The sequence below is a fragment of the Edaphobacter sp. HDX4 genome (assembly GCF_036877565.1).
Classification (GTDB): domain Bacteria; phylum Acidobacteriota; class Terriglobia; order Terriglobales; family Acidobacteriaceae; genus Edaphobacter.
This window is the reverse complement of the sequence record NZ_JAEDXW010000006.1, coordinates 118104-135894: the sequence shown is the minus strand read 5'-3', so window position 1 is coordinate 135894 and position 17791 is coordinate 118104. Positions and strand designations below refer to the sequence as shown.

General features: G+C 59.8%; 14 protein-coding genes and 1 riboswitch. Of the genes, 11 read left to right on the top strand and 3 right to left on the bottom strand.

From position 1 onward, the window contains the following. Positions 1–38 precede the first annotated feature (38 nt). Positions 39–1253, top strand: a complete 1215-nt coding sequence (gene cheB / locus JAO29_RS08275; RefSeq protein WP_334267728.1) for a chemotaxis-specific protein-glutamate methyltransferase CheB — start codon at positions 39–41, stop codon at positions 1251–1253. Continuing rightward, positions 1240–2067: a CheR family methyltransferase gene (locus tag JAO29_RS08270; RefSeq protein WP_334267727.1), complete on the top strand. Its 828-nt coding sequence runs from the start codon at positions 1240–1242 to the stop codon at positions 2065–2067. Before cheB ends, JAO29_RS08270 begins: the two co-directional genes overlap by 14 nt. A 21-nt stretch (positions 2068–2088) precedes the next feature. Here the strand turns inward: JAO29_RS08270 and JAO29_RS08265 are convergent, their stop codons facing one another. After that, positions 2089–4695: a transglycosylase domain-containing protein gene (locus JAO29_RS08265; RefSeq protein ID WP_334267726.1), complete on the bottom strand. Its 2607-nt coding sequence runs from the start codon at positions 4693–4695 to the stop codon at positions 2089–2091. Between the two features lie 21 nt (positions 4696–4716). Beyond that, positions 4717–6516: a proline--tRNA ligase gene (locus JAO29_RS08260; RefSeq protein WP_334267725.1), complete on the bottom strand. Its 1800-nt coding sequence runs from the start codon at positions 6514–6516 to the stop codon at positions 4717–4719. A 351-nt stretch (positions 6517–6867) separates the two neighbouring features. On the opposite strand from JAO29_RS08260, the gene JAO29_RS08255 reads away from it, so the two are divergent. Both JAO29_RS08255 and JAO29_RS08250 read left to right on the top strand, forming a co-directional pair. Then, on the top strand, positions 6868–7566 hold the full coding sequence (locus JAO29_RS08255) for a Crp/Fnr family transcriptional regulator (RefSeq protein WP_334267724.1): 699 nt from the start codon (positions 6868–6870) through the stop codon (positions 7564–7566). Between the two features lie 261 nt (positions 7567–7827). Beyond that, positions 7828–8256: a hypothetical protein gene (locus JAO29_RS08250; RefSeq protein ID WP_334267723.1), complete on the top strand. Its 429-nt coding sequence runs from the start codon at positions 7828–7830 to the stop codon at positions 8254–8256. A 158-nt stretch (positions 8257–8414) separates the two neighbouring features. On the opposite strand, the gene JAO29_RS08245 is transcribed toward JAO29_RS08250, so the two are convergent. Further along, on the bottom strand, positions 8415–9422 hold the full coding sequence (locus JAO29_RS08245) for a KpsF/GutQ family sugar-phosphate isomerase (protein ID WP_334267722.1): 1008 nt from the start codon (positions 9420–9422) through the stop codon (positions 8415–8417). Between the two features lie 150 nt (positions 9423–9572). Between JAO29_RS08245 and JAO29_RS08240 the strand changes: the two genes are divergently transcribed. The 7 genes from JAO29_RS08240 to JAO29_RS08210 all read left to right on the top strand — a co-directional run bounded on the left by JAO29_RS08240 (position 9573) and on the right by JAO29_RS08210 (position 17488). Then, on the top strand, positions 9573–10208 hold the full coding sequence (locus tag JAO29_RS08240) for a TlpA family protein disulfide reductase (RefSeq protein ID WP_334267721.1): 636 nt from the start codon (positions 9573–9575) through the stop codon (positions 10206–10208). Further along, on the top strand, positions 10205–10687 hold the full coding sequence (locus JAO29_RS08235) for a protein-disulfide reductase DsbD domain-containing protein (protein ID WP_334267720.1): 483 nt from the start codon (positions 10205–10207) through the stop codon (positions 10685–10687). Before JAO29_RS08240 ends, JAO29_RS08235 begins: the two co-directional genes overlap by 4 nt. An 82-nt stretch (positions 10688–10769) precedes the next feature. Beyond that, positions 10770–11951 (top strand): alanine transaminase, encoded by a 1182-nt coding sequence (alaC, locus tag JAO29_RS08230; RefSeq protein WP_334267719.1) that lies wholly within the window; start codon positions 10770–10772, stop codon positions 11949–11951. 156 nt (positions 11952–12107) lie between these two features. Beyond that, complete coding sequence (locus JAO29_RS08225; RefSeq protein WP_334267718.1) at positions 12108–13082, top strand: glycosyltransferase family 2 protein; 975 nt, start codon at positions 12108–12110, stop codon at positions 13080–13082. A gap of 66 nt (positions 13083–13148) precedes the next feature. Next, a complete protein-coding gene (locus JAO29_RS08220; protein WP_334267717.1) occupies positions 13149–14120 on the top strand; it encodes a quinone oxidoreductase family protein in 972 nt (323 codons plus the stop codon). Between the two features lie 206 nt (positions 14121–14326). Then, positions 14327–14689 (top strand): hypothetical protein, encoded by a 363-nt coding sequence (locus JAO29_RS08215; RefSeq protein ID WP_334267716.1) that lies wholly within the window; start codon positions 14327–14329, stop codon positions 14687–14689. A 109-nt stretch (positions 14690–14798) separates the two neighbouring features. Continuing rightward, positions 14799–15001, top strand: a riboswitch (cobalamin riboswitch). Next, on the top strand, positions 14957–17488 hold the full coding sequence (locus tag JAO29_RS08210) for a TonB-dependent receptor (protein WP_442886343.1): 2532 nt from the start codon (positions 14957–14959) through the stop codon (positions 17486–17488). It overlaps the preceding riboswitch by 45 nt. Positions 17489–17791: the final 303 nt, after the last annotated feature.

Below are 17791 nucleotides of genomic sequence, written 5' to 3'. Positions count from 1 at the left end.
GTGGAAGCCGCTTCGGCGGTAGAAAAGGATCTGGAGAGATGGGTATCCTTGCGGCGCAGCCCCTGCGCGTCCTTGCAGCAGACGACTCTGCGGTCATGCGCGAGATCCTGAGAAAGCTATTTGAGCGCCAAGCCCGCGATCCGCGAGGAGAGCTTCCGGCAATGGAGTTGGTGGGAGTCTCCCGGGACGGCGTCGAATGCCTCCAGGAGGTCACACGGCTCGTGCCGGATGTTCTGATCCTCGATCTCGAGATGCCGCGGATGAATGGCCTGGATGTTTTGGACCAGCTTCGCCATACGATGCCGAGCCTTCCCGTAATCATGTGCAGCTCGCACACGGAGAGAGGTGCGCGTGCGACACTCGATGCACTGGCGCGCGGAGCAGCAGACTACGTCATGAAGCCTGCGGGGCAGCGCGATCTTGAGAGTGCGCTCCGTTCGCTTGCAGAACAGCTTCTTCCCCGAATCGCTGTCTTTGCCGGCGAGCGCAGCCGGACGGCGGAGCCCGATCGGCCGGTGATTTCTGCTGTCTCACCGGGGGCAGCAGAGCGTAGGGTCGACCGCGATCAAGCTCCCGGCACTGCGGTTGAGGTACTGGTCATCGGGGTCTCGACGGGCGGTCCCACGGCGCTGGAGCAGCTCCTGCCGCGGCTCGCCGTGGATTTGCCGGTCCCTGCCTTGATCGTGCAACACATGCCCAAGCTGTTTACCAATGTGCTGGCAGAGCGACTAGACCGCTGCTGCAAGCTTCAGGTGAGAGAGGCGTATCCCGGAGCGCTCCTGCAGCCAGGAGTCCTTTGGCTGGCGCCAGGCGATATGCATATGGAGGTCGCGGCGCGGCCCTTGGGCCAGGACAGAGGAGTTACGGGCCAGGTAAGGCTGCACTCGCAGGAGCCGCTGCATCACTGCCGCCCTGCGGTGGACTACCTCTTCCTTTCAGCAGCTCGACTGTATGGCGCAGGAACCCTTGCCGTGGTGCTTACGGGGATGGGTTCCGACGGATTGGAAGGCGCGCGTGCGGTTCACAGCCGGGGAGGGGCAGTGCTGGCCCAGGATGAGGCGAGCTCGGTGGTGTGGGGAATGCCGGGGAGGGTCGCCGAGTCCGGAATCGCAAACGCGGTTCTCCCGCTGGATGCGATGGCACGCGAGATCAACCAGAGGGTGAGTGCCGGACGGAGCAAGAGGAGTGACTTACCTGCCACGCCGTCATCGATCCCCGGTACTCGGCGGGAGGCGGCGCATGGCCTGTACTGATTCCGACTACGCCTATCTGCGCGAGGTGGTGCTGAAGCAGTCCGCCAACCTCATCGACCCTTCGCGCAACTCACTCTTCGATGCAAAGCTGACTCCGATTGTGCACAATGCGGGAGCCTCCGACCTTCAGGACTTTGTGCGCTTATTACAGACCGATCGGCGACCCCACCTGCACCGAGCCGTTGCAGAGGCCATGACGATCAATGAGACCAGCTTCTTTCGCGACGTGAAGACCTTCAATCTGCTGCGTGAGGTGATCCTGCCGGATCTGGTGGAGCGGCGCAAATCACGGCGCAGACTTCGCATCTGGAGTGCTGCAAGCTCCACCGGCCAGGAGGCCTACAGCATCGCCATGCTGCTGTTTGAACACCTTCCCGAGACAGCGTACTGGGACGTCAAGATCGTGGGAACGGATATCTCGCAGAGGGTCGTCGAGTATGCGCAGCGCGGCAGATATCGTCGGCTTGAGGTGAATCGCGGGCTCCCCGCCAGAATGCTGCTGAAGTACATGACCCGCGACGAAGAAGAGTGGGAGATCAGTCCTCGCCTGCGCGCTGTCTGCGAATTCCAGCAGATGAATCTCTGCGCGCCTCTGCCACCGCTTCCGGTCTTCGATCTGGTCCTGCTGCGTAATGTGCTTCTCTACTTTTCGCAGGACGACAGGGGACAGGTCTTCAAGGCCATGCATCGCGTTTCCGCACCCGACGGGTACCTCCTGCTGGGAAATGCGGAGCAGGCAGAGGAGTCAACCAACCTGTTCCAGGCGGAGTTCACCGCAGAGTCGTTCTTCTATCGACCCATCTCCCGGGTTTAGGGAGCTGGTTGCTTTCACGGACTACTGCGGCTGCTCGTTCTGTTTGTCTTTGTCTCCGCCACCACCGCCGAAGATCTTCTGGAAGAAGTTTCTCTTCTTCTTGGGCTCCTCAGGCTTTGCAGGCTGCTGCGGAAGATTGCCGTTGGCCGGATTGACCGGCACAGCACGCGGCGCCGCAGGGTTCGCCGTGCCTGCCTGTGGAGTGGCAGTGGCAGGCGCGTAGGGAGAGACCGTCTCGGAGTGTCCGCCGAAGCTGAAGATCTTCTGGAAGAAGTTCTGCGGGTTGTCATGCATCTGCGAGCAGCTTCCCGTTGGAACCGTACCATCCAGGAAGGCCACGTTCATGGTGTGCTCACTGCAGGATGGATCGGCCAGCAGGCCTGTATCCCGGTCGATTCGCGCTATGCTGACGCCTTCGGGAGGCGAGAACGGCTTTACGTCCGAGTACTGCGGCAGCTTGATCGCCCGCTTCATAAACTCCGCCCATATCGGTGCGGCGGCATCGGCACCCTGAATCTTGATATCGGTGTAGTCGTCGTTGCCTACCCAGACGACGCAGAGCAGGGTAGAGGTGTAGGCCGCGAACCAGGCATCGTGCTCGGTGCCGGTCTTTCCTGCAGCCGGAGCGGTGAAGCCGCGCCCCCGGACGACTGCGCCGGTGCCGTAGTTCATTACTGCCTCCATCAGAGACTGCGTGAGGAAGGCGACGCGGGGATCCAACACCTGTTTGGCGTTGGGTGAGTAGTCGGCGACGATGTCGCCAGAGGTGTTGCGCACCGAGGCAAGCATCCACGGGTTGATATGGACGCCGTTGTTAGCAAAGACGGTGTATGCACCCGCCATATCGATCGGGGTCGCGTTATAGGTTCCGATCGCGACCGATGGTGTTGCTCGAGCGTTGACAATGCCGGCGGAACGGGCAAGCGCAGCGACATTGCCATAGCCGACCTTCTGGGCAAGGGCGATGGTGGCGATGTTCAGCGAGTGCGCGAGCGCCTCGACCGCAGTGACCATTCCTGGATACTCGCCCTTCACGAAATTGCCCGGCGTGTACGGCTTGCCGTCTGTCCCGAAGTCCTGAGGATCGTCGTTGATCCGGGTAACCGCAGTGAAGGGACCGTTGCCGTCGATATTCGTGCCATTGAGCGAGGTGTCGTAGGCTGCGGCATAGACGAAGGGCTTGAAGATCGATCCTGTAGGACGCTTGCCCATGGCGTGATTGAGCTGCGATGCGGAGTAGTTGCGTCCTCCAACCAGGGCCAGAATCTGACCGGTGTGCGGATTCAAGGCAACCAGTGCGACCTGCGGATAGGTGAAGGGAGCCGTGCTCTTCGCATGTTTCTTCCGCACCATCTCATCGACATTCTTCATGCCCAGGTCGACCGCCTCCGCTGCTGCGCGCTGTAGATCCGGGTCGAGGGAGGTGTAGATGCGCAGGCTCTGGTGGGCAAGGTCCTGATCGCTGATGCGCTGGACCAGCTGATCGTGAACCAGATCGACAAAGTAAGGAGCCTCGCTGGCGTCTACATCGGCTGCCGCCAGATGCAGCGGCTCGGCCTTGGCTCTGGTTGCCGCGCTCTCCGAGAGGGCGCCTGTCTCCACCATCGAATCAAGAACGACGTTGCGGCGAGCAATAGCACGCTCGGGGTGGCGATAGGGATTGAGGCGGCTGGGGCTCTGAATCATGCCCGCCAGCAGGGCGTACTCGGCGGTGTCGAGCTGTTTGAGACCCTTGCCGAAGAAGGCCTGCGAAGCCTCGCCGAGACCGTTGATGTCGTAGCTGCCGCGATGTCCCAGATTGATCTGGTTGGCGTACATCTCGAAGATCTGCTGCTTGGAGAAGCGGGACTCAAGCTGGAACGTGATCAGGATCTCGATGAACTTGCGCTTCAGGCGCTTCTCCGGAGAGAGGAAGAAGCCTCGTGCCAGCTGCATCGTGATGGTCGAGCCGCCGCATCGTTTGCGTCCGCTGCTGAGGTCCTCGACGCCGCACTTGATGATGCGCAGGAAGTTGACTCCGCTGTGCTCAAAGAAGTTGCGATCTTCGATGGACGTGACCGCCTGCACCATCTGGGGCGGGATGTCCTGGTAGGAGACCATGCGCCGCTTCGTCCTGCTGTTCTCCTCAGAAAGAGCGGTGATCAGCTGGGGCTCGAGCTCATAGGCGCTCAGGGCAGCGCCATTCTCCGCGGTGATCTTCTGGACGACGCCGTTCGGCGCGGAGATGGTGGCTCCGTCGGTGCTGTGATAGCTCTCCGGCCCGGGCTTGATAAAGATGCTGTCGTCGTTCAGTTGAAAGGTGCCAAGCTGCGAATTGCTGTTATAACCGGCACGCCGCAGGTCGGCAGCTATCGTCGAGGCGGAGAGCTTCTGCCCGTTGCGAATCTCGCGCGGCGCGGCGTAGATCTGCGAGACGCTCGCGAACATCGGCCCTTTGGCGAGACGATCGTTAACGACGTTCTCGTACTTGAAGTAGTAGTAGCCGACGACGCTGAGAACGACGACCACACAGGCAAGCACCGCAACCAGGCCATACCGGACAAGACGGTTGTCCAGATGAAGCCGGTCGATGATGCTCGTTTGCTTTCCGCTCGATTTGCTACTGCCGTATTTGAGTTTGACTGGCAAAGGGCACTTTCTTATAGACGATTAGACGGCAGAAGCGGGGAGCAGGGGTGCCAGAACGGATGTTATCTGATCGGCTACTGCAGAGACGACCTGGTCGAGTGCAATCTCTTGCGTATGGCGGTTTAGCCGGTCCACAAGTTCGACCTTACCTTCCGCTACGCCGCGGCCGATGTTGATCCTATAGGGAATGCCGATGAGGTCGGCATCCTTGAACTTTACGCCAGCGCGCTCATCACGATCGTCCAGCAGCGTGTCCAGACCTGCCTTTGAGAGTTCTGCAGCGACCTTTTCTCCGGCCGCCAGAAGATTCGCATCCGCGGTATTCGTGATGGTCACAACGACCTGGAACGGAGCGATGGCCGGGTGCAGGGCGAAAGACTGCCCCTCATTGGCAGCGGCGGAGCTCTCAATGGCAGCCGTCAGGATACGCTCGATGCCGATCCCATAGCTTCCCATGATCGGTGTGACCTCTTTGCCGTCGCGGTTGAGAACGCTGGCGCCCATCGCCTTGGTGTACTTGTAGCCAAGCTTGAAGATATGGCCGATCTCGACCGCCTTGCCGATGCGCAGGGGAGACCCGTCGATCGGGCAGCCCTCGCCCTCGATCACGTTGCGCACGTCCGCCACCAGGGTCGGCTTGAAGTCGCGAGTCGGGGTGACGTTCCGCAGGTGGTACTCCTCCTTGTTTGCTCCGGCGATAAGGTTAGCGCGGCCTTCGAGCGCCTTGTCCAGGATCACCAGGGTCCCCGGCTTCTTCGGATGCGGCGCTGCCTCAACCCCGATGGGCCCGAGATAGCCAGGCGGAGCCTTGAAGACCTCGACGATCTCTTCAGGCGTCATGGGGCGCAGCTCGCCTCCAGCGAGAGCAGTCACCTTGGTCTCGTTGAGTGTGTGGTCCCCGCGCAGAAAGACGACGACGGGCCGCAGCGCGCCCAGCTTGGCGTGGTCCGCCTCCGGCAGCGCCGCCATGTAGGCCATCGTCTTCATCTGGTGTTGCGGTTTCACCTTGAGGAACTCGCCGACTTCTTCAATCGTGCGTTGGCCCGGGGTGTGGACCAGCTCCGGCGATCCGTCTCCCGAGGCTGGCAGATCCTCGACCGGCTCGAGACGGCTGGTAGCCTTCTCGATGTTTGCCGCATAGCCGGACGCGGAGCTTGCGATCAGATCTTCGCCTGCGTCGGTGTAGACCATGAACTCCTGCGAGGCCGACCCACCCATGGCTCCGGAGTCCGCATCGACAGCCACGAAGTCCAGTCCGCAGCGCGAGAAGATGGCGCGGTACGCCTTATCGTGCTTGTTGTAGCTCTCGTCCAGCCCCGCCTCGTCGATGTCGAAGGAGTAGGCGTCCTTCATGATGAACTGCCGCACCCGCAGAAGACCCGATTTCGGTCGCGGCTCATCACGGAACTTCGTCTGAATCTGATACCAGATCTGCGGAAGCTGCTTGTAGCTGCGTAGCTCGTTGCGGGCGATTGAGGTCATCACCTCTTCATGCGTCATCCCCAGGCAAAGGTCTGCGCCTTTGCGGTCCTTCAGGCGGAACATGTTCTCGCCCATGATGTCCCATCTTCCCGACTCCTCCCAGATCTCGCGAGGGTTGAGGGCGGGCAGCAGAAACTCCTGGCCGATCTTGTCCATCTCCTCACGGACGATGCCGACGATCTTGTTGACGGACCTGTTGCCCAGGAAGAGGTAGTTGTAGATGCCGGCGCCGAGCTGACGAATGTAACCGGCGCGCAGCAGCAGCTTGTGGCTGGCGACCTCTGCGTCTGCGGGGGCTTCACGAAGGGTGGGGATGAAAACTTTCGACCAGCGATGCATGCGTTCTGAATGACCTTCCGGCTCAGGATTCTTTCCTGATGCATTCCGGTATTTTACCGTCGGCGGCAACACCCAACGAATCGGTCCAGTTCGACACTCGCTGGAGGCGTCTTCGGTGGCTCGTTAAGCCCCGTTTTGTCTCCTGTCCGACATAAGGATGTTATGTCCGGCAGATGACATACATGTTGAAAACAAAAGAGTATTGTCGTTTGATAGCGTGGTTCTTCCCCACCTGCCAGTGGCAACCGCCTTCGGCTGTCGCGGTCAAAGAAAGACGTCTCGCGCGAGGACGGACCGTTGCAAACTCTAATGAGCGACCAGATACGCCGACTGCGTACTCGAAATGTTATTTTGTCCCAGCTTCCGGACGAAGAATTTGCGCGGATTGCAGAGGCACTGCAACCGGTAAGTCTGACTCTTGGCACGGAGGTGTCGCAGCCGAACGAGCCCATCGAGTATATCTATTTCCCTGAGAGTGGCCTGATCTCAACCGATGCCCTCACCCGTAGTGGAGAGTCAGTTGAAGTAGGTCTTGTTGGAAGAGAGGGCATCTCGGGGTTGCCGGCCCTCTTCGGTCAGCCGCAGATGGGCCATGCAGTTCTCGTTCAGGGTGAGGGGCGGGGATACCGCATTCGAGCCTCTCTTCTACGAGAGGTATTCCTTGACGGAGGAGAACTCCGGAGAATGATCCACAACTTCACCTACCTCCAGTTCATCCAGATCAGCCAGTCTGTTTTGTGCAATCGCCTCCATGACGTGGAGACCAGACTCGCCCGCTGGCTCCTGATGTCCGCCGACAGAACGGAGAGCGATCAGCTCCATCTGACGCAGGAGTTCCTGGCTCAGATGCTGGGTGTGCAACGGTCGACGGTGACCGTCGCTGCAGGGGTTCTGCAGCGAAGTGGAATGATCGAGTACAGCCGGGGGAAGATTCTCATCCTGAACCGGGCCATGCTGAAGGAAGCCGCCTGTGAGTGCTATCACATCGTCAATGAGGGATACGAGAAGCTGCTCAAGCGCGATGATGAAGGAAATTTGATTTATGTCTGATGTCCGACAGACGTAGATCCTCCAGATGTCTTAGATTTTGTGTTCTGGGTGCTGTAGCAAATCTTTTTTCTGTTCTGGACACCGTACTCGCAACCAAGAGCTCTCAGACGAATACCGGGCCACTCAATGAAAGAGCCATGAGGGTTCGGATGGGTTACATGGCCATTGGAGAGCTGCTCCCTCTGTTGCATTGATCTAACTTCCGAGATCTCTGATGCGTCAACAGCGTGAGAACGACCCCCCAGATTACTGGAGACGATAATGCCCAAAATTTTGTTGGCGGGACAGGATATGCATCTGCTTGCTACCAGGGCCGCAGTGCTGCAGCGGCTCGGGTGTCAGGTGCAGTGGGGCTCAAGTGCGAGGATTGAGTCGGTACTCAGAGAGGAACAGGTCGACATTGTGGTGCTCTGTCACACCCTGTCACTCAAGGAAAGGACAGAGCTGAACTCTCTCGCTCATGCCGGGTGGAGCACAACCCGGGTCCTTCAACTGGTGAGCATCTTCTGGGAAGAGGGCCACGAGATACTGGATGGCACAAGGGTGAGTATCTGCGAACCGCATCAACTGATACGAGAGGTGCAAGAACTGCTGCGCGAGTCTACAAGACGCCAAAGTAAACCTGGTCCGGTGAGTATCTGCTCCCCCCAGCAGAGACCCAAGCTCGTCCAGCAAAACGTCGGACGCTGACGCATCCAGCGGGACAGAGACAATCGCTTTTCAGCACGGCCCCCGCGATCTTACCAAATCATCTCCACACCTCTATCGATCGCTGCATTTAAAAATTGCAGCGATTTTGCTTTTGGTTCCCGCTCACGGAGCTGTCCTATCGGCTGCACACTTCAGCGTCATATCAATTCCAGCGTCCACAGGTCATGCAGGTGAAGCACACCCTCTGCCTGCCGTCCATCTGCGCCCGTCACGATCAAGGAAGTGATCTTCTTCTCCTCCATCAGGGCCAGCGCGGAAGAGGCGAAGGCGGCGGCCTGAATCGTCACCGGGCTCTGGTTCATGATCTCGCCTGCCGTCCGCTCGAGCGCACGGCCGCCATCGCGCTCCAGTAGTCGTCGCAGGTCTCCGTCGGAGATCATGCCTTTGAGCGTGCCATCTTCATCCTGCACCGTTGTCATGCCCAGCTTCCTGCGAGACATCTCATAGATGACCTCAGGCAGAAGTGTGGCAGTCGAGACCCGGGGCAGGGCATCGCCTGCATGCATCAGGTCGCGGACCCGCGCCAGCCGCTTGCCCAGTCTGCCGCCGGGGTGCAGCTCGGCGAAGTCTTCCGCCTTCCATCCCCGGCGGCGGCTTACCTCGAGTGCAAGCGCATCGCCCAGCGCCAGCATGACTGTGGTTGAGGCGGTAGGGGCGAGGTTGTGCGGACAGGCCTCCTCGGAGACGCTGGTGTCCAGCACGACGTCGCTGGCTGCGGCGAGCGTCGAGGCGGGATTTCCGCACAGCGTAATCAGCTTGTCCGCCAGACGCTTCAGCAATGGGAGCAGGCGCAGCAGCTCCTCTGTCTCTCCGCTCGAGGAAAGGACGAGGACCGTGTCTCCATGCGAGAGCATGCCCAGGTCTCCATGTACGGCCTCGGCCGGGTGTAGATAGTGTGCGGGCGTTCCGGTCGAGCACAGGGTAGCGGCGATCTTGCGCGCGATGATTCCGCTCTTCCCAATGCCGGTCACGATGACCCGGTTACGCCGGGCAATCGCCGCCAGCAGAAGGTCGACCGCCCGGGTAAACGCGGGCAGCATAGGGCCCTCCAGGCGCAGTGCAAGCTCAAAGAGAGCCTGTGCCTCGATGCGCACATATTCTGAGGGCGAGGTTTGGCCCGGGGGGGTAAGCGGAACGTCTGTCATCTCTCTGAACCTTCCCGATGCTAGCAGAACCACATCCGTGTTCCGTCACCTGTGACCGCGGTTGCAGGCTTTCCGTCTAAACTGGAAAGAAGGCCCGTTTTGCTGCGGGAAACTCCCGCGCCTTAGGTCGGGCAGGAAAGTTGGAGACGGATGCGTCGAGCCTTAATTCTGGGTGTCATGGTAGTCGGGATTTCGCTGCTGCTTTGGGCTGGTTGGCACAACCTCCGCGAGCGAAAGCTTGCAATGCAGAAGGCCCGGGAGAACCAGGTCATTCTTATTCCCGATAAAGGCGGCCAGGCGGAGTCACAAGGGGACGATGAGCTCGCTCCCAAGATGCGGGGCAAGAAGGCTCCCGGATTCTCTCTGACTGATCTTGAGGGCAAGAAGGTTTCGCTCGCTGACTACAAGGGGCGTCCCGTTATGGTGAACTTCTGGGCCACGTGGTGCGGTCCCTGCAAGGTAGAGATGCCCTGGTTCGAAGAGCTGCGCAAGCAGTACGCCGCCCAGGGATTCGAGATTCTCGGTCTGGCCGACGATGCCGATGCAGGCAAGGATGCGATCGCCAAGGTGGCCCAGCGGTCCGGCGTCACCTATCCCATCCTGCTGACCGACGGCAAGGTGCAAGATGCTTACGGCGGCCTCGACGTGCTGCCCATGTCCTTCTATATAGATCGCAACGGAGTCATCGTCGAGCAGACAGCCGGACTTGGGTCGAAAGATCAGATCGAAGCCAACATTAAAAAGACTATCGCCTCTGGCGGTGTCCAGCAGGCGGGGGGGCAGTGAGACATACGATTGCTGCCGCCGTTTTGTTGCTCTCCGGCATCGCGTGGAGTCAGCAGGGAACCCTGGCTGTCCCCGGCCCCAAGCCGAAGCAGTACGTCTCCTACGCAGCGGAGGAACAGGACCTTGCTGCGGGAAAAAAAGCAGTGCTTGAGCTGCGGTTTCACGTGACAGAAGGATTTCATGTTAACTCCCACACTCCGAAGTCGGAGCTGCTGATTCCGACAAAGCTTGACCTTCAACCAGCGACCGGCGTGAAGGCTTCGCCGGCGGAGTATCCGGCGGGTACGCTGTATAGCTTCAGCTTCGATCCCAGCGAAAAGCTTGACGTCTACACCGGCAACTTCACGGTCAAGGTGCCGGTGATCGCACAGGCAGGATCCCACACGATGAACGCGGTGCTGCGATATCAGGCCTGCGACAACGCGGCCTGTTACCCGCCGAAGAGTCTGCCGGTGCAGGTAGTCGTAACTGCGAAGTAGCATCGGCGAAATTCCCGCCTGATGACACCATCGAGATCGGGTGGCGATGGCATGATGGATGGAGAGGGCTAGCGGTAAGGCAATGGAAGATTTCAGAAGACTGACAAGACTGCCGGCGTATGTTTTCAACATTACAAGCGAGATGAAGGCAGCGGCCCGCAAACGCGGCGAAGACATCATCGACTTCGGAATGGGAAATCCCGACGGAGCTACGCCTGCCAACATCGTCAACAAGCTGATTGAGGCGTCGCAGAAGACCCAGACCCACCGCTACTCGCTCTCGCGCGGCATCCCGCGACTCCGCCGCGCCATCTCCAACTGGTACAAGACGCGTTACAACGTCGACATCGATCCGGAGACCGAGGCGATCGTCACCATCGGCTCCAAGGAGGGCATCGCCCACCTTTGTCTCGCTGTCCTCGACGACGCCGACACCGTTGCGGTGCCGAATCCCAGCTATCCCATCCATATCTTCGGGCCCGTCATTGCGGGTTCGCGGGTGCAGAGCATCAATATCGCGGACTCGAGCGCGGACGAGGTTCTGGCGCGACTCGAAGATGAGCTGCCTCGCATGGAGCCACGACCCCGGCTCCTGATCCTCAACTTTCCCGCAAACCCAACCACGCAGTGCGTCGATCTGCCGTTCTTCGAGCGCGTGGTGGCTCTCTGCAAAGAACTCGGCATCTATCTGGTGCACGATCTCGCCTACGCCGATCTAGTCTTCGACGGATACCGGGCTCCGAGTGTGCTCGAGGTGCCGGGCGCCAAGGATATTGCGGTTGAGTTCTTCACGCTCTCCAAGAGCTATAACATGCCAGGCTGGCGTGTCGGCTTTATGGTCGGGAACAAGAAGCTCGTCGCCGCGCTTGGCCGCATCAAAAGCTACTTCGACTACGGCACCTTTACACCGATCCAGGTGGCCTCCATCCAGGCCCTGGAAGGTCCGCAGGACTGCGTCAAGGAGATCGTCGAGAACTATAAGTGCAGGCGGGATGTGCTGGTTCCCGGCCTCAACAAGCTGGGCTGGCCGGTGGAGTTGCCGAAGGCCACCATGTTCGCCTGGGCAAAGATTCCGGAGCAGTACCGCGCGCTGGGATCGATCGAGTTCTCGAAGAAGCTGCTGACCGATGCCAAGGTAGCGGTCAGTCCCGGCGTGGGTTTCGGCGAGCATGGCGACGGCTACGTCCGTTTCTCGCTGATCGAAAACGAGGAGCGAACCCGACAGGCCTTGCGTGGCATCAAGCAAATGTTTCGCAACGGATAAACCTTTTGTATTCGGCAGTTATTACCTACATCTGTAGGTAAAGCTTCAGCTGTAATGCCTCGGTGTCTCTCTGGGAGGCACATGCAGGATAGTGCCTGCTGATTCTCGTCGTTACTATTTCGTCACTATGGTTTCATTCGGGAGTATCATCAATATGTGCCGAAATACTCTATCGTCGTCCCTTTTCATAACGAAGAAGACAATGTCACAACTCTCTACGACCGCCTGAAGGCGGTGATGGAGCAGATTGGCGAGAGCTTTGAACTCGTCTTTGTCGATGATGGCTCCCGCGACCGCACCTATCGTCTGCTGGAAGAGATCGCGGCGGTCGATTCGCGCGTGCTTGTGATCAAGCTGCGCCGGAACTTCGGCCAGACCTCCGCTCTTGCAGCCGGTTTCGACCACGCGCAGGGCGACTTCATCCTCGCCATGGACGGCGATCTGCAGCACTCTCCGGACGAGATTCCCAACTTTCTGTCGAAGCTCGAAGAGGGCTACGACGTCGTCAGTGGATGGCGCGCGCAGCGCGGCGACAACTTCATCATGCGGCGTATCCCCTCGCGTGCTGCCAACTGGCTGATGGCGACGCTCAGCGGAGTCAATATTCACGACTTCGGTACTACCTTCAAGGCATATCGCCGTGAGGTCATTCACAACATTCCGCTCTACGGTGAGATGCATCGTTTCATCCCGGCCCTGGCCTCCTGGTATGGCGCCAGTATCTGCGAGATTCCCATCTCCAATCCGAGCCGCCAGTTCGGAAAGAGCCACTATGGCATCTCGCGCACCTTCCGCGTCTTCTTCGACCTGCTTACGATTCGCTTCCTGTTGAAGTACATGACGCGGCCGCTGCACTTCTTTGGAACCATCGGTGCGCTCAGCGCGTTCACAGGATCGGCTCTTGCGGTCTGGCTTCTCATCCTCAAGGTGCTCACTGCTCAGCCCGTGATGGATCTGCATGGCCCGCTCTTCGTCGTTGCAGGGGTACTGATTCTCGCAGGCGTCCAGATGATCGGCATCGGTCTTCTTGGGGAACTGCAGGTGCGCCACTTCCATACTGCATCGCACCGCGCTCCTTACGCCGTTGACCGCATCCTGCGGCTTCGTTCGGAAGAGAGCCTGCTGCAGTAATCTCTTCTCCTGGTATCGCCTGCTATCCTCTTGAAACAAATTGTGACGAGAGGCATCGAATCACCCATGCAGGCGATACAGATCTTCCAGCACGGCGGCCCTGAAGTTCTCCAGTTTATCGATCTCCCCACCCCCACTCCGGGGCCGGGGCAGGCGCTCATTCGCATTGAAGCTTCGGGCGTCAACTTTATCGACACCTACCTGCGCGAGGGTCGTTACCCCGCGACCCTGCCCTACACGCTCGGCCAGGAGGCCGCCGGTACGATCGTCTCGCTTGGCGATGAGACCTCGTCCAGCGGCTTCAAAGTCGGCGACCGCGTCGCCTGGACCACCTTCCCGGGAACCTACGCACAGCTGGCCGTCGCTCCGGTCGAGCTGCTCGTCCACGTTCCCGCGGCCGTTACCTCCCAGCAGGCGGCCGCTGCCATGCTGCAGGGCATGACCGCTCATTATCTCGCTCACTCAAGCTATCCCATCCGGTCAGGAGACGAGGTCCTCATCCATGCCGGAGCCGGAGGCGTCGGCCTCCTGCTCACCCAGATCGCCAAGTCGCTCGGAGCCCGGGTCCTGACGACCGTCTCCAACGATGAGAAGGCTGGGCTCTCCCGCGCTGCGGGGGCCGATGAGGTCATCCTCTACACCCAGGAGGACTTCGCTGAAGCCGTCAAGCGACTTGCTCCCGGCGGTCTGCACGCCGTCTATGACTCTGTCGGCAAGACCACCTTCGAGAAATCGCTCTCCGTCCTTCGCCGCCGGGGAACGGTGGTGCTCTTCGGTGCCTCCAGCGGAGCCGTACCTCCCTTTGACCTCATCCGCCTCTCGCAGATGGGTTCGCTCTACGTCACGCGCCCGACGCTGAAGGATTACATCGCGACTCGCGAAGAGCTCGACCAGCGTACCGCCGATATCTTCCGTCAGATTGAGCATGGCAAGCTGAACCTCCGGATCGAGCACGTCTATCCGCTCGCCGATGCTGCTCACGCGCATCGAGATCTCGAAGGCCGCAAGACGACAGGGAAGCTACTGCTCATCCCCTGACGCTTCTCACCCCTGACCTCTATCATTTTTCGTTCCTCCGGGATAACCTTCCGTCGTCGCAGCTTAAAAGATGCTCCGGGAGCGTGAAGGAAATATAAACCGCTGCCTGCTGTTTCTCGCGAATAATGAAGACGTCTTGAACAGACGGCGCACCCGGCGAGACCTCGACCTCTCCAGACGCCATCGCAAAGGAGTTTTCCCTCGGAATGAGCACTCTTAGAACCACCAACGTTCTTCTCGCAGCCATCGTGCTTGTTCTTCTAGCCCTCGTCCTGCGTCCACTGCGAACTCCCGAGCCTGTCCTGGCCCAGTCTTCCGATACGGACTACTACTTCGAGCCCGGCACATTTCTCGTTCGAGCTCCTGATAACAGCCAGCAGATCACCGTCTACGCAAAGGTTGTCGTCGATCTCCGGAATGGTCGTATCTGGGCCTTTCCCACGTTTTCAACTGCACCCTATCCCGCGGATCCCATCTACAGCAAGCCACAGACTTCGCATCCATTCGAACTTGGCCGCTTTGCGCTGGAAGATACCAAGAAATTCTCTCCCCTCTCGACGGATCACTAAGCTCCGCTTCGTCTCTTTTGACTTAGGGCTCGCGAATACCGCAAACTTGAGAGACACGCTCTATACCTGCGGCCACATCCATTCGCCCGGCTGTCGTGCCGTTTTCTTTCACCTTGTACCGCAATGAAATGCTCGGGAAGCGCGGTGAGAATCCGCCACTGCCCCGCAACTGTGATTCGCGCACACTCGTCACATGACGCTTGTGAATGCTGCCTGGCTCACTCCCACTGACATATCCTCGGGAAGGGAACAGCCGTCGAAGGCAACATGGAACGCGACAGTCAGGAGACCGGTTTCGTTGTCGCACAGCAGCCACGTTCCCGAGGGGGGAACGAGGAGTCAACCTTCATGTACGCATCCGCGCGCCCGTCTGCGGTCCCGCCCGTCTTCCGCCTTGTTCTTCTTTTAGCGTTCTCCCTCTTCGGCGCGGTCTCCTCGCACGCCGTCATCGTTCGCGGAACAGTCACCGATCCGCTCGGCGCCGCGGTCCCCGGAGCCCGGGTTCAGCTTATCCAGGGCAAAAACGTCGCTGGCTCGGGGCTCAGCGCGTCCGACGGCTCGTTTGAGATCCGCAGCACCGGCTCCGGACGATTCCTCCTGCTGACCTCTGCCGCTACCTTCACTCCCGGCATCGGTCAGAGCTTCTACGGCGGCCGCACCGACATCGTCACTCGCAACGTGACTCTTGAGATCGCTTCCGTTACGGCACAGGTCACCGTCACGGCGACCGGAATCCCGACGCCCATTCAGCAGGCCAGCTCGGCCATCAATCTCATCCCGTTTACCGCACTCCAGACCCGCGTCGGCATCGTCGATGATCTCCGCCAGTCTCCCGGAGTCAACGTCGTCCTCAGTGGACAGTATGGCGGCGTCGGTTCGCTCTTCGTGCGTGGCGGAAACTCCGACGCCAACAAGGTCATGATCGACGGCGTCACCTCCGAGGATGTCGGCGGACGCTTCGACTTCGGGACCGTCTCCTCCACCGCGCTCGATGGATTTGAGCTGTATCGTGGACCCAACAGCGTGCTCTATGGCTCTGACGCCGGAGCCTCCGTGGTCAACTTCAGCACGCCTCGAGGAGCCACGCTTCGGCCCATCCTCAACTACACCGGGGACGCAGGAAACTTCCACACCTGGCGCAACGAAGTGACGGTTGGCGGTGCCCACAATCGACTGGACTACTACGGAGCCTTCTCGCGCTTCGACTCCTCCAATTCGCTCCCCATGGACCGCTACCATGTGTCCACCAGCGCCGCAAATATCGGCTACAACATAACTGCAAATACGCCGCTTCGCTTCACCATCCGCAACGCGGTCTCGGCCACCGGAGTTCCCAACGCTCACGACTTCTTTGGCATCTCCGCCGCAGGCAAGCAGGCCGATCAGGATCTCTACTCCGGTGCGACCATCGAGAACCGGCATCGCAACTGGCACAACCTCGTTCGCTACGGCATCGCCCGCAAGCGCGAGCAGCTTGTCCAGTTCTATCCCGTCGGGGAGAATATCCCTGTCTTCGGTTTCGATACCTACTTCGGCAACACCGTTACCATCAAGGGAGCAAACGGCTACAGCGCCACCGGCCGCGCCGCCATCAACTACGGCGGCATCTACCCCGCGGCAAATGACCTCTCTTCATTGCGTGACGAGCTCTACTTCCAATCCGACTACACCTTCTCGCCCCACTTCATCGGTCTCTTCGGTTTCCGCTACGAAGACGAGCGCGGTTCCTCGAACAGCTCCTTCAGCAACGACAAGACCAAGCGCACCAACTATCAGTACACGCTCCAGTTTCAGGGTGACATCCTCAACCGTGTCTTCTACTCGCTCGGCGGAGCCATCGAGCGCAACGATCTCTTCGGGACCGCTGGGACTCCCCGCTTCGGCCTCGCCTGGATCGCGGTTCGGCCGGGCAGTGGATTCATGCAGGGAACCAAGGTCCGGGCTAACGCCGCCACCGGCGTGCAGGAACCCTCGCTCTCGGCCGAATTCAACTCGCTCTACACCCAGCTCGTTGAAGCTGGAGCGACGGACCTGATCACCGCATACAACGTTCGTCCCGTGCAGGCCCTTCGCTCGCGAACCTACGATATCGGTGTCGATCAAAACATCTACGGCCAGAAGCTCATCCTCAAGGCCGGCTACTTCCACAACCAGTTCAGCCACCAGCTGGACTATGTGGACTCGGGCACCCTGAAGACCGTCTTCGGGATCGATACCACCAAGGCGCAGCTCTTCGGAGCGCTCCTGAACACCCTTGCATATCGTGCGGAAGGCTTCGAAGGCGAGCTGCAGTATGCACCCGTTCCCCGCATCCTGCTGCGCGGCGGCTATACCTATCTGGACTCACTTGTCGAGCAGTCGTTCTCAACCGACGCTGCAGCCAACGGAACCGCCACGGAGAACCCGAACCTCCCCGGAATCCCCATCGGATCCTCCTACCCACTCGTCGGACAGCGACCCTTCCGGCGTCCTCCCCAGACCGGCTTCTTCGCCGCGCAGTACACGACCACCAAATTCTCGGCAGCGCTCAAAGGAGCCTTCTCCAGCCGCGCCGACGACTCCACCTTCCTCTCCTACTCCGACGTAAATGGCGACAACACCCTGCTGCTGCCTAATCGCAATCTCGACTACGGCTACGCGAAGCTCGACGCCTACGGCACCTATGCTGCGACGCATCGGGTCTCTGTCTTCGCCGAGTTGAACAATCTCCTCTCGCAGCAGCACATCGGACCCATCGGCTATCCGTCGCTCCCTTTCACCTTCCGCACCGGACTCAAGGTCAGGGTTGGAGGCGACTAGAAGATCCTGTCAAGCCCGGGAGCGCTCGAACCGCCGGAGAATACAGCACTTATGGCGTGCCGATACGTTTCGCTCGATCTTCTAAAATAGAGAGTGAAAGTAAAGAGGCTTCGTGAATAGAGTTTCCCCCGCCGACCCGGGTTCGTTATCCACGGAGCCTCTTTGTCATTCGCGACACTGGAGTCAAGCAGGTAGCTGGTTGGCCACCAGTTCTGCAGCCGTATGCGGAGCTAACATCCATCTCCGGTTCACCAGATAAAACAAACGCTTGCACCTTCCATCGGTTCCCGATATAGTCGGAAT

Excerpts from the sequence above, each read along its gene's own strand:
- JAO29_RS08210 (WP_442886343.1), top strand. The coding sequence starts at position 14,957 with ATGGAACGCGACAGTCAGGAGACCGGTTTCGTTGTCGCACAGCAGCCA.
- JAO29_RS08260 (WP_334267725.1), bottom strand. The coding sequence starts at position 6,516 with ATGCATCGCTGGTCGAAAGTTTTCATCCCCACCCTTCGTGAAGCCCCC.
- JAO29_RS08215 (WP_334267716.1), top strand. The coding sequence starts at position 14,327 with ATGAGCACTCTTAGAACCACCAACGTTCTTCTCGCAGCCATCGTGCTT.
- cheB (WP_334267728.1), top strand. The coding sequence starts at position 39 with ATGGGTATCCTTGCGGCGCAGCCCCTGCGCGTCCTTGCAGCAGACGAC.
- JAO29_RS08270 (WP_334267727.1), top strand. The coding sequence starts at position 1,240 with ATGGCCTGTACTGATTCCGACTACGCCTATCTGCGCGAGGTGGTGCTG.
- JAO29_RS08245 (WP_334267722.1), bottom strand. The coding sequence starts at position 9,422 with ATGACAGACGTTCCGCTTACCCCCCCGGGCCAAACCTCGCCCTCAGAA.
- JAO29_RS08250 (WP_334267723.1), top strand. The coding sequence starts at position 7,828 with ATGCCCAAAATTTTGTTGGCGGGACAGGATATGCATCTGCTTGCTACC.
- JAO29_RS08220 (WP_334267717.1), top strand. The coding sequence starts at position 13,149 with ATGCAGGCGATACAGATCTTCCAGCACGGCGGCCCTGAAGTTCTCCAG.
- JAO29_RS08240 (WP_334267721.1), top strand. The coding sequence starts at position 9,573 with ATGCGTCGAGCCTTAATTCTGGGTGTCATGGTAGTCGGGATTTCGCTG.
- alaC (WP_334267719.1), top strand. The coding sequence starts at position 10,770 with ATGGAAGATTTCAGAAGACTGACAAGACTGCCGGCGTATGTTTTCAAC.